This window comes from Nocardioides sp., from assembly GCF_036274455.1.
GTDB lineage: Bacteria > Actinomycetota > Actinomycetes > Propionibacteriales > Nocardioidaceae > Nocardioides.
Map to the genome: position 1 here is coordinate 23318 of NZ_DASUFR010000213.1, position 10582 is coordinate 33899.

Below are 10582 nucleotides of genomic sequence, written 5' to 3' on the forward strand. Positions count from 1 at the left end.
GGCGGAGGACGGCGCGATGGGCGAGGAGAGCTGGGAGGTCCTGGAACGGGCCCGCGAGCTGGCCGACCGCGGTGAGTCGTTCGCGCTCGCCACGATCGTCTGGCGGCAGGCGCCCTCCTCGGGGCAGACCGGCGCCCGCGCCCTGATCACGGCCGACGGCGTCGTGCACGGCTTCATCGGCGGCGCCTGCGCCGAGCCGGTGGTGATCCGCGAGGCGCAACGGGTGATCGAGTCCGGCGAGGCGCGGCTGCTGTTCCTCGGGACGACCGACTCCGACGCCGACCCGACCGCAGCTCCGGCCTCCCTCCCCGACGGGATGCTCTACGTCCCGATGTCCTGCCAGAGCGAGGGGGCCCTCCAGGTGTTCATCGAACCAGTCGTCCCTGTCATCGACCTGCTGGTCGTCGGCCGCTCGCCGATGGTCCACCTCCTCGCCGAGCTCGCCACCAGCCTCGGCTGGCAGGCCCGGGTCGCCGACGTGCCCGGTCTCGGCGCCGGCGACATCACCGAGCGCACCCTGGTCGTCGTCGCGACGCAGGGCCACGGCGACGAGGAGGCGCTCGAGCTCGCGGCGCGGGCCGACCCGGCCTTCCTCGGCCTCGTGGCGTCGGAGAAGCGGGGCCTGTCCCTGCTGGAGTACCTCGCCGAGCGCGGCGTGCCGCGCGAGCAGCTGGACCGGGTGCACACGCCGGTCGGCATCGACCTCGGCCACACGACGCACCGCGAGATCGCGGTCTCGGTGCTCGCCGAGCTCGTGCAGCACAGGGCCGCCGGCCACTTCGGTGCGGCGGGCGGGGACGCCGCACCGCGGGACGCGGGCACCACCGAGGCGACCGACCCGGTGTGCGGGATGACCGTGACCGTCGACGCGTCCGGCTGGTCGGCCCACACGCACGAGCACGAGGGCACCACCTACCACTTCTGCTGCGTGGGCTGCCGCGACCGGTTCGCGGCCGACCCGGCGGCCTACCTCACCGGTCAGGAGGCCTGAACGACGATGCTGATCAAGAACGAGTTCGAGGTCGCGCAACCCGTCGACAAGGTGTGGGAGTTCTTCGAGGACGTTCCCGGCGTCGCGGCCTGCCTGCCCGGCGCCGAGCTCACCGACGACCTCGGCGAGGACCGGTACGCCGGCCGGGTCGGCGTGCGGATGGGACCGGTCAAGCTCGAGTTCGCCGGCAAGGCCCACGTGCGTGAGCGGGACGACGACGCCAGGCGGATCGTGATCGACGCGGCCGGCAGCGACGCCAAGAACCGCGGCAGCGCGGAGATGACCGTCACCGCCAGGCTGTCGCCGGGGTCCGGGGGAGGGACCCGGGTCGCGGTCGACCAGGACCTGCAGATCTCTGGCGCGGCGGCGCAGTACGGCCGCGGCATGATCAGCGACGTCACCTCGGTGCTGATGCGGCAGTTCGCCACGAACATGCAGCAGCGCATCGCCGCCATCGAGCGTGGCGAGTCGACCGTCGATCTCGGCGGCGGCCAGGCCAGCGGCTTCGCGATCGGGCTGCGCGCGGCCCAGCTCGCGCTGATGCGGGTGATCCGACGGTTCTTCATGCCCTACGACCCGAGCCAGTTCCCGAGCCGAGGAGGCGCCTGATGGTCCTGTGGTGGATCGGCAACATCGTCCTGCTCGTCGTCATCGTGCCGGTGCTGGTCGCGCTGCTCAACCGCGTGCTGGCGGCGTTGGAGCGGATCCGCGGCGCGACCGACGACATCCTGCGCGGCGGCGGTGCTCTCGCCGCCGAGCTGGACGGCGTACCGGAGGCGCTGGCGACGACGGACGCGACCGTGGCCGACGTCGCCCACGGCGCGGTGAGATACGCCGGGTCCGTCGGGAAGCTGTTGGGATGAGGAGGGACCGCTGATGCCTGCCGCAGCCGTGGTGACACTGGTCATCGCCGCCCTGATCATCGCCGCAGCCGCGCTCGGGCTGATCCGCGTGATCCTGCACCTGAGGGCCGTCACCGGCACCCTCGACGGGGTCATCGCCGGCGTCGGCGTGGTCGCCGAGCGCACTGCGCCGGTGCCCGACGGCCTCGCCTCGGTCAACGCCAGTCTCAAGCCGGTCCGCGACTTCTGCGAGTCGATATGAGCGCCCTCTCCACGACCGGGTGGACGGTCGGCTACGTCATCGCGATCGCGGTCGTCCTGGTGGTCGTCGCGCTCGTCGTACCGATCCTGCTGCTGGCCGCACGGATCGGTCGCCAGGCGGCCGACATCGACTCCTCGCTGCAGCAGTCGGTGACCAACACCGCCGGGCTGGCCCAGCTGAACACCACCATCGACCACGCCACCGTGATCATCGACGGGCTCAACCGCGGCCGCAAGCGGCTGGGAGGCTGACATGGACGTGCTGCTCACCGGAATGCTGACCGACACCGAGCGCTCCCTGTGGTGGGGTGCGGTCATCGGTGGCTTCGTGGTCGTGCTCGCGGTCGCCGCGCTGCTGACGATCCTGGTGATGGAGGTGCGCACCATCGAGGAGCGCGTGGTCAAGGTGAAGGCGACGCTGCAGCAGGCGAAGGCCAACACCGACGACACCGCGCTCATCGGCACCACGGCCAAGGGTGTCGAGGCGGTGCTGGCCGAAGGGCTCGAGCACCACCTGTTCCTCGGCCGGGTCCTCGGGAAGGTCCGGTCATGACCCTTCTCGTCGTGCTCTCCGTCGTGGACATCGTGCTGCTCATCGCCGGGCTGGCTTTCTACCTCTACGTCGTCGGCGGCCAGCTCACCCGCGTCGCCGGCCACCTCGAGGAGTGTGCGGACGTCGTGTGGGAGATCAAGCAGAACGCCGAGCCGATCCGCGAGGGCGTCTCGAACATCAACCGCGTGGGCGGCGTGGTCGCCGGCGCACTGCCGCTGCTCTACGGCATGGCCGAGGGGATCGTCGCCGGCGCGACGTACGAGCCCCCGCCACCGCGCCCGCCCGCCGCACCCGCGTCCGGCACCCGCCGCTCCCGCCTGCACGACATGGTGGGCTACACGCCACGTTGATTCGTGACATATGCCGGTTGAATCGGGAGTTCCGCCGGTTGAGTCGGGAGTTGTGCCGGTTGAGTCGGGAGTTGTGCCGGTTCAGTCCGGACTTCTGCCACCCGTCTCGACCGGCGGATCTCCGGAGTCGACCGGCAGATCCCCCGAATCAACCGGCGGAACCACCGAATCAACCGGCGGAACCACCGAATCAACGTGGCGTGACTCCCCGGGCTGCCGTCCGGTGCTCAGGGGGGCGGTGGTCGGGGCGTCGTAGCTCCCGATCCAGTGGTCCTCCCAGGCCTGGTCGAACTGCTGCTCGTTGCAGCTCGGGTGGTAGACCGCGCACAGCTCGCGGACGATCAGCTCCCGGTGCGAGGCCAGGCCGCCGGGGACCTCGTAGGTCGCGATGAAGACCTTCCACCTGCTGCCGGCCCGCTCGATCCAGCACGACGCGCGCGGGTGGCGGAAGGGCAGCGGCTCCTGCGACAGGTCGTCGCTGTGGCCGACGTAGGTGACGGCGTACTGCTGCCGCGCGGGGTCGGGGAGGTAGAGGATCGCGTAGACCGCCGGGATCGCCGGCGCGGTGAAGCCGGCCAGCACCCGCGGCCCCTCGAACGGGTAGCCGGCCAGGGAGCCGAGCCGGATCATCCGAGCTCCCAGTCCTCGTCCTCGGCCTCGGACACCGCGCCCACGCTGGTGACCGGCCACGCGGGCAGCCCCGCCGTCGCGGCCGCCTCGGCGAAGATCGCCCGGCCGAGCGCCTCCGCCTCGTCGCGGTCGGCGGCCTCGACGACCAGCTGCGCGCCGTACGCCGCCTCCCCGATCCCCGAGGCGACCCCACGCGCGGGGGCGACCGCGTCCGCGAGCTCGACGATCTCTTCGTGGGTCAGCGCGCGGTCGCCCGCGGCCTGCAGGGTCACACTCCAGAGCACGGGGGCTACCTCATCCGGGCCAGGGTCGCGGCGAACTCCTCCAGGCTGGCCAGGTCGTGGCCGGAGAGCAGCTCGTCGACGTACGGCGCGGCCACGATCATGCCGAGCGTCGTCGGCACGAACTCCTTCGAGCTGCCCTTGTGCGGGTTGAGCCACACGATCCGGTGGCACAGCCGGGACAGCCGCTCCATCGCGGCCGCGAGCACGTCCGGGTCGCCCCGGTCGAGCCCGTCGGAGCAGATGACGACGATCCCGCCGCGGCACCGGCCGTGGCGGGCGTGGTCGCGGACGAACCGGTCGAGCGACTCGCCGATCCGGGTGCCGCCGTCCCAGTCGAGCACCGCCTCCGCGGCGCGGTCGAGTGCCTCGTCGGGGCGGCGCCGGTCGAGCTCGCGGGTGATCCGGGTCAGCCGGGTCCCGAAGCAGAAGACCTCGACCCGGCTCGACGTGCGGGTCGAGGTGTGCGCGAACTGCACCAGGTTGCGCGAGTAGTCCGCCATCGACCCCGAGACGTCGAGGATCAGCACCAGCGGCCGGTGCCGGAGCCGGCGCTCCCGGCGGTGCAGCTCGGCCGGCTCGCCGTGCAGCCGCATGGTCTCGCGGACCGTACGGCGCACGTCGGGGGCCCGCCCACGGCGGCCCGGGCGGGTACGCCGCGACCTGCGCCGCGGGGGAGTGAGCCGCATCGTCCTCATGATCCGGCGCAGGGCGGCCAGCTCCTCGGGGGTGCACGCGGCGAAGTCCTTGCGGCGCACGGTCTGCATGCCGGAGGCGGCCAGCCCCAGCCGGACCTGCTGGTCGTGCTCCTCGCTGGGCCCGTCGGTCTCGGGGACGACGAGGTCGACCAGGACGCGGGCGCGCTGGTCAGGGGTGAACCGGGCGGTGGCCCGGTTGTGCGCGCTCGCGTCGAGGAAGTAGCGCTCGAACGCCCGGTGGTAGACCGGCAGCTGGTCACGTCGCCCGACCAGCGTGGTGCGACCGGCCCAGTAGAGGTCCACGAGGTCGGTGGGGTCCAGGGTGGCCACGGCGCGGGCGTAGGTGAGCACGTCGCCGGAGCCGAGGTCGACGCCGTCGGCGCGCACCGTGCGGGCGAAGTCGACCAGCATCGCGAGGTACGCGTCGCCCCTGTCGTCGGTCGGGTCTTCCGTCGGGCCCTCGGTCGGGCTCGGCTCAGCCACGGATCCGCTCGAGGTCGCTCTGGACCAGCTCGAGGTCGTCGCGGTCCTTGACCACCGCGCCGAGCGTGTCGGGCACCGCCTCGTGGTCGAGGTCGTCGGCGCCGACCACGCCCAGGGTCTGCACCCAGTCGATGGTCTCGGCGACCCCGGGCGGCTTGGCGAGGTCCATGGCACGAAGCCGGTTGACCGCTTCGACGACGGACGCGGCGAGCTGTTCGGAGACCCCGGGGGCCCGGACCAGGACGATCTCGAGCTCGCGCTCGGCGCTCGGGAAGCCGACCCAGTGGTAGAGGCAGCGGCGCTTGAGCGCGTCGTGGAGCTCGCGGGTGCGGTTCGAGGTGAGTACGACGAGCGGCGGGCTGGCGGCCCGCACCGGCCCGATCTCGGGGATCGTGATCTGGAAGTCGCTGAGCAGCTCGAGCAGGAAGGCCTCGAACTCGTCGTCGGCCCGGTCCACCTCGTCGACCAGCAGCACCGCCCGGTCGCCCGCGCGTACGGCGTCGAGCAGCGGCCGCTCCACGAGGAACTTGGGTCCGAAGAGCGCATCCACCGAGCCCTCGTCGGTGAGCTGGTGCTCGGAGAGGGCCCGGATCTGGAGCAGCTGGCGGGCGTAGTCCCACTCGTAGAGCGCCTGCTGGGCGTCGATGCCCTCGTAGCACTGCAGCCGGATCAACCGGCGGTCGAGCACCTCCGAGAGCGCCCGGGCGACCTCGGTCTTGCCGACGCCGACCTCCCCCTCGAGCAGCACCGGCCGGCCGAGCTGGAGCGCGACGTGCAGCGTCGTGGCCAGCCCGCGGTCGGCGAGGTAGCCGACCCCACGCAGCGCCTCGGTCAGCGCGGCGACCGACTCGGGGCGGTCCATCGCCCTAGGAGCCGTCGCCCAGGACGAGGTCGCGGAGGCTGCGCTCGCTCAGCTTGCCCTCGCGCTTCAGCTTCTCGCGCCAGGCCTCTCCGAGGTCGCTGCCGGGCGGCGCGAACCCGTCGAAGGACACATCCTTCATGTTCTTGCACGCCTTCTGGTTCTCAGGCGTGCAGTCGTCGTCGAGCGCCTGACCCTCGGCCTGCCAGAGCGCGCGCAGGACCTCCTTGGGCTCAGCCATGCCTCAACTGTAGGTGCCGCGGACGTGGTTCACGAAGCGCACCTAAGCCTTTGCTTGGCCGGCTGCGGACCGCTCGCGGATCGCCTCGGCCAGGATCGCCACCGCCACCTCGGCCGGCCCGTCGGCGCCGATGTCGAGGCCGGCCGGGGTGTGGATCCGCTCCAGCCCACCGACGCCCCGGTCGGTCAGCCAGGTCTCGCGGCTCTGCTGCATCGTCCGCGAGCCCAGGGCCCCCACGTAGTTGGCCGCGCCGTCGAGCGCGCTGGCCAGGACCGGTCCGGCGAGCTCGACGTCGTGCATCGCCAGCACCACCGAGTCCAGCGGCCCGAGCCCGACCACCAGGCCGCGCGCGGTGTCGGGGTCGGACGCCCGCTGCACCCGCCACCCGAGCAGCGGCGCCATCTGCTCGAGGGCCTGCAGCACGGGTCCGCCGCCGGCGAGCACCAGGGTCGGCACCGGGTGCCAGGTGGTGGTGACCTCGTCGTCGGTCACCCGGCTCCCGGGATCGGCCTCCTCGTGGTCGAACCGGCCCGCGGTGAGCTCGTCCCCGGCGCGCGCCAGGTGGAGGCGCACCGCCCGGCGGTCGAGGAACGCCTCCCAGATGTCGGCGGGCAGGAGGGTCGCCGGCAGCACGACAGCCAGCGCGGTCCCGCCACCGGTGAGCCCGAACGCCGGCCCTTCCAGCTCACCGACCGTCAGCGTCACCAGCCGGCCGCGGTCGTCGCCGAGGGCCTGGGCCCGCTCGACCAGCTGCTGGTCGAGTGCTCCGCCGTACAGGCTGCCGACCCGGCCGCCGCCGGGGGTGATCGCCAGGGCGCCGCCGGGGTCGGCGGGGGACAGGTCGGAGCCGACCACCCAGGCCACGTCGACGCGGGTGCCCGACCGCAGACACGCGGCCACGGTGAGCGCCACCTCGTACACGCTCCCGAGGCTAGGGGGGCACGACGCCTCGCGGTGCGGTGTCCTAAGCGATCGCTGAACCGGCATCCAGCTGCGCGGCCCGCTCCTTCGCGTCGTCGAGCTTGCCCTCGCCGTAGGAGTCGGGCCGCCCGGCGCCTGACTCGATGAGCCCCTTGAGCGAGCCGAGGACGTACTCGCCCCAGGCCACGCGGCACACGCCGTAGCACTCGGCCCGGGGCCGCAGACCGAGGTGGGTGAATCGGACCTCGGTCCCGCCGGACGGGGTCGGGGTCAGGTCGAACCGGATGGTGGTCCCGGTCCACTCCTCCTTGTCCTCGACGAACGAGAGCCAGCCGTCGGTGACCAGCCAGGCCACGGAGCGGTGCGGCACCAGCTCGGTGACGCGGTGGACGCTGAGGTGGATGTCCGGGACGCGGTAGCTCCACTCCGCGCCCAGTACGTCGGTCGTGCCCTCGATGTCGCCCGACCACCAGGCCCGCGGGTCGTTGATGGCGGCGAACGCTTCGGCCGGTGGCTGCGAGACGGTGAAGGTGTAGCTCAGGTCGTCGGTCATGGGATGCTGCGCTCCTTTAACTGCAACTGATTGATTGCATGTCACGGTAGTGGACGATCATCATTCATGCAATCGAAAAGTTGCAGGTTGATCGGGGACGCTCGGGCGATTGGTTGATCAGAACAACTACATGTAACCTCCCCCCGTGTCCGACGATCCGAGCGTGGCGCCGACCCGGCTGCTCCGTGAGCACCCCGCGCTGCCCGTGGTGGTGCTGTGCTTCGGCGGCCTCGTCGCCTCGTTGACCCAGACGCTGGTCATCCCGATCCAGAGCGAGCTGCCGCAGCTGCTGCACACCTCCGGGGCCGACGCCGCCTGGGTCGTCACCATCACGCTGCTCGCCGGCGCCGTCGCGATGCCCACCGCCGGACGCCTCGCCGACCTCTACGGCAAGCAGCGGGTTCTCGTCATCAGCGCCGGACTGCTGCTGGTCGCCTCCGTCGTCTGCGCGCTGTCGGACTCGCTGGCGCCGATGCTGGTCGGCCGCGCGCTGCAGGGACTCGCGATGGGCTTCATCCCGGTCGGGATCTCGCTGATGCGCGAGATCACGCCCCCGCACCTCACCGGCACCGCGATCGCGGCCATGAGCGCCACGCTCGGGGTCGGCGGTGCCATCGGTCTGCCGCTGTCGGCCTTCGTCGCCCAGACCTGGAACTGGCACGCGCTGTTCTGGGTGGCCGCGGCGCTGGCCGCACTGGTGGTCGCGTCCGCGTGGTTCCTGGTGCCCCACGTCGCAGATGCGGCCCCCGGGCGGTTCGACATGCTGGGTGCGGTCGGGCTGGCGGTCGGCCTGGTCGGCTTCCTGGTCGGCGTCTCCAAGGCCACCGACTGGGGCTGGGGCGACCCCCGCACCCTGGGCGCCATGGGCGCCGGGCTCCTCGTGCTCGTCGTCTGGGGCCGCTACCAGATGCGGACCCGCGAGCCCCTCGTCGACCTGCGGACCACCGCGCGGCTCCCGGTGCTGATGACCAACCTCGCCGCGGTCGCGATCGGCTTCGGGATGATGGCGCAGGCCATCGTCGTACCGCAGCTGCTGCAGATCCCCGCGGTCACCGGCTACGGACTCGGCCAGACGATCCTCGCGGCCGGTCTCTGGATGGCGCCGTCCGGCCTGATGATGCTGGTCTTCGCACCGGTCTCGGCGCGGCTGATGGTGCTGCTCGGCGCCAAGCGCACCCTGATGATCGGCGCGGCCGTGCTCGGAAGCGGCTACCTCGTCGGCTTCTTCCTCATGGGTTCGTCGTGGGAGCTGATGCTCGCCTGCATCATCGCCTCGGCCGGGGTCGGCATCGGCTATGCCGCGATGCCCACGCTGATCCTCGATGCGGTCCCCCTGACCGAGGCCGCCTCGGCGGTCGGCGTCAACGCGCTGATGCGTTCGGTCGGCACCACGTTGGCGGCGGCGGTGATGGCCACGGTCCTCACCAGCTCGACCGAGGTCGTCGGGGGCTTCCCGTTCCCGACCGAGTCCGCGTTCAAGTGGTGCTTCGCGCTCGGCGCGCTCGCGGCGTTCGCCGGTGTCGCGATCACCGCGTTCGTCCCAGGCCGGCGGGACGCGGTCCGCGAGCCGGACGCCGAGGTGGCGGCCGCGAACGCCTGAGTGTGATCCAACGGGACAACCGCCTCGAGGTCGGGGTATATTGGCCTCAGGAAACCGGCCGTCGCACGGCCGGGACAGGCGCCGATCAGGCGCCGCATCGCTTCGGGGGGCCGAGCCAGGTCCCTCCACACGGCGGAGAGTCGCCGCACCCGATCCCGACGGGGTACGGCGCTAGCAGTGCCACGGCCGAAACCGGCCCGTGGCAGTGGAAAGGGAGCTCCTTGGCCAGACGGGGCCAGCGCCAGTCCGGCAACAGCCGGACCCAGGGCAACCAGCGCAGCGGACGCCGGCACGGCGACAACGAGGGCATCATCCCGGTGCTCGCCCGGGCCGTCCGCGAGGTCGAGGCGCGCTCCCAGCGCGGTCCGGTGTCGCCGTCGGCACGGACCAAGTTCCAGGTCGTCGCGCTCCTGGTCCGCGAGGAGCGGGCCCGGATCAAGGCCGACACCGAGCTGACCGAGGCCAAGAAGGCCGACCAGCTCAAGCGGCTCGACGGCGTGGCCACGATCCTGGCCAAGACCGCGGCCGCCGACACCACGCTGCTGAGCCTGCTCGCCGAGGACGCCACCGTCTCCGACGCCGCCAAGGAGCTGCGCCGCGAGATGATCGCATCGGCCGGGATGGAGATCGAGGAGGAGGACGAGCCGGAGCCCGACGAGGAGGAGCTGCTCGTCACCGAGCGGCGCGTGGTGCCCCAGTCCGTCGTCCAGCGCCAGCTCTCCAACCCGTTCCTGGTCCCCGACTTCTCCGCCGCCGAGGAGCGCCGGCCCCGGGCGCGGCGGCTGGCGACCTGGGAGCTGCTCGGCCCGCTGTTCCGCTCGTTCGAGTACAACGGCGGCGCGGCCTGCATGCCGCTGCCCGAGCCGCTCGACATCCGGGTGCCGGACGGGCTGGAGCTGATGCACCACCAGGCCCAGGTGATCCAGTCCGCCGCCGACGGGCACCGCACCTACCTGCTGGCCGACGAGCCCGGCCTCGGCAAGACCGCGCAGGCGCTGCTCGCCGCGCAGGTCGCGAACGCCTACCCGCTGCTATGCGTCGTCCCCAACGTGGTGAAGACCAACTGGGCACGTGAGGCGGCGCTGTGGACCCCCAAGCGGCCGGTGACCGTGATCCACGGCGACGGGGAGTCGATCGACGGGTTCGCCGACATCGTGGTCGTCAACTACGAGGTGCTGGACCGGCACGTCGACTGGATCGGGAACCACGGGTTCCGCGGGATGGTCGTCGACGAAGCGCACTACATCAAGAACAAGAAGTCGCAGCGGTCCCAGCACGTCATCGAGGTCTCGGACCGGATCCGCAAGCGCGTCGCACGG

General features: G+C 72.2%; 16 protein-coding genes. 9 read left to right on the forward strand and 7 right to left on the reverse strand.

Annotated features, from left to right (window positions below):
- Positions 1-16 precede the first annotated feature (16 nt).
- The 7 genes from VFV89_RS20500 to VFV89_RS20530 are packed head-to-tail and all read left to right on the forward strand — an operon-like array spanning position 17 to position 2997.
- Complete coding sequence (locus tag VFV89_RS20500; RefSeq protein WP_329707832.1) at positions 17-991, forward strand: XdhC family protein; 975 nt, start codon at positions 17-19, stop codon at positions 989-991.
- Positions 992-997: 6 nt separating this feature from the next.
- Positions 998-1600: an SRPBCC family protein gene (locus VFV89_RS20505; RefSeq protein ID WP_329707833.1), complete on the forward strand. Its 603-nt coding sequence runs from the start codon at positions 998-1000 to the stop codon at positions 1598-1600.
- Entirely contained in the window at positions 1600-1854 is a 255-nt protein-coding gene (locus tag VFV89_RS20510) for a hypothetical protein (protein WP_329707834.1), read from the forward strand. Before VFV89_RS20505 ends, VFV89_RS20510 begins: the two co-directional genes overlap by 1 nt.
- 13 nt (positions 1855-1867) lie before the next feature.
- The gene (locus VFV89_RS20515) at positions 1868-2095 is read left to right on the forward strand and encodes a hypothetical protein (protein WP_329707835.1); all 228 of its coding nucleotides are present in this window, start codon (positions 1868-1870) and stop codon (positions 2093-2095) included.
- Positions 2092-2346: a hypothetical protein gene (locus VFV89_RS20520; protein ID WP_329707836.1), complete on the forward strand. Its 255-nt coding sequence runs from the start codon at positions 2092-2094 to the stop codon at positions 2344-2346. The genes VFV89_RS20515 and VFV89_RS20520 overlap by 4 nt, the downstream gene beginning before the upstream one ends.
- A 1-nt stretch (position 2347) precedes the next feature.
- Positions 2348-2647 (forward strand): hypothetical protein, encoded by a 300-nt coding sequence (locus tag VFV89_RS20525; RefSeq protein WP_329707837.1) that lies wholly within the window; start codon positions 2348-2350, stop codon positions 2645-2647.
- Positions 2644-2997, forward strand: a complete 354-nt coding sequence (locus VFV89_RS20530) for a hypothetical protein (RefSeq protein WP_329707838.1) — start codon at positions 2644-2646, stop codon at positions 2995-2997. Before VFV89_RS20525 ends, VFV89_RS20530 begins: the two co-directional genes overlap by 4 nt.
- An 81-nt stretch (positions 2998-3078) precedes the next feature.
- Here VFV89_RS20530 and VFV89_RS20535 read toward each other — a convergent pair whose 3' ends face one another.
- From VFV89_RS20535 to VFV89_RS20565, 7 genes are read right to left on the reverse strand one after another with little or no spacing between them, the layout of a single operon-like run.
- Positions 3079-3627: a hypothetical protein gene (locus VFV89_RS20535; protein WP_329707839.1), complete on the reverse strand. Its 549-nt coding sequence runs from the start codon at positions 3625-3627 to the stop codon at positions 3079-3081.
- Positions 3624-3911: a hypothetical protein gene (locus VFV89_RS20540; protein WP_329707840.1), complete on the reverse strand. Its 288-nt coding sequence runs from the start codon at positions 3909-3911 to the stop codon at positions 3624-3626. Before VFV89_RS20540 ends, VFV89_RS20535 begins: the two co-directional genes overlap by 4 nt.
- 5 nt (positions 3912-3916) lie before the next feature.
- Complete coding sequence (locus tag VFV89_RS20545) at positions 3917-5089, reverse strand: vWA domain-containing protein (RefSeq protein WP_329707841.1); 1173 nt, start codon at positions 5087-5089, stop codon at positions 3917-3919.
- On the reverse strand, positions 5082-5951 hold the full coding sequence (locus VFV89_RS20550; RefSeq protein WP_329707842.1) for a MoxR family ATPase: 870 nt from the start codon (positions 5949-5951) through the stop codon (positions 5082-5084). Before VFV89_RS20550 ends, VFV89_RS20545 begins: the two co-directional genes overlap by 8 nt.
- 4 nt (positions 5952-5955) lie before the next feature.
- Positions 5956-6189, reverse strand: a complete 234-nt coding sequence (locus VFV89_RS20555; RefSeq protein WP_329707843.1) for a hypothetical protein — start codon at positions 6187-6189, stop codon at positions 5956-5958.
- 42 nt (positions 6190-6231) lie between these two features.
- Positions 6232-7110, reverse strand: coding sequence for an XdhC family protein (locus tag VFV89_RS20560; RefSeq protein ID WP_329707844.1), 879 nt, complete (start codon positions 7108-7110; stop codon positions 6232-6234).
- Positions 7111-7153: 43 nt separating this feature from the next.
- Positions 7154-7663, reverse strand: coding sequence for an SRPBCC domain-containing protein (locus VFV89_RS20565; RefSeq protein WP_329707845.1), 510 nt, complete (start codon positions 7661-7663; stop codon positions 7154-7156).
- A gap of 145 nt (positions 7664-7808) precedes the next feature.
- Here VFV89_RS20565 and VFV89_RS20570 point away from each other — a divergent pair, with 145 nt between their 5' ends.
- Positions 7809-9263, forward strand: a complete 1455-nt coding sequence (locus VFV89_RS20570; protein WP_329707846.1) for an MFS transporter — start codon at positions 7809-7811, stop codon at positions 9261-9263.
- A 221-nt stretch (positions 9264-9484) separates the two neighbouring features.
- Positions 9485-10582 (forward strand): SNF2-related protein (locus VFV89_RS20575; RefSeq protein WP_329707847.1); only part of this gene is annotated, 1098 nt, incomplete at its 3' end.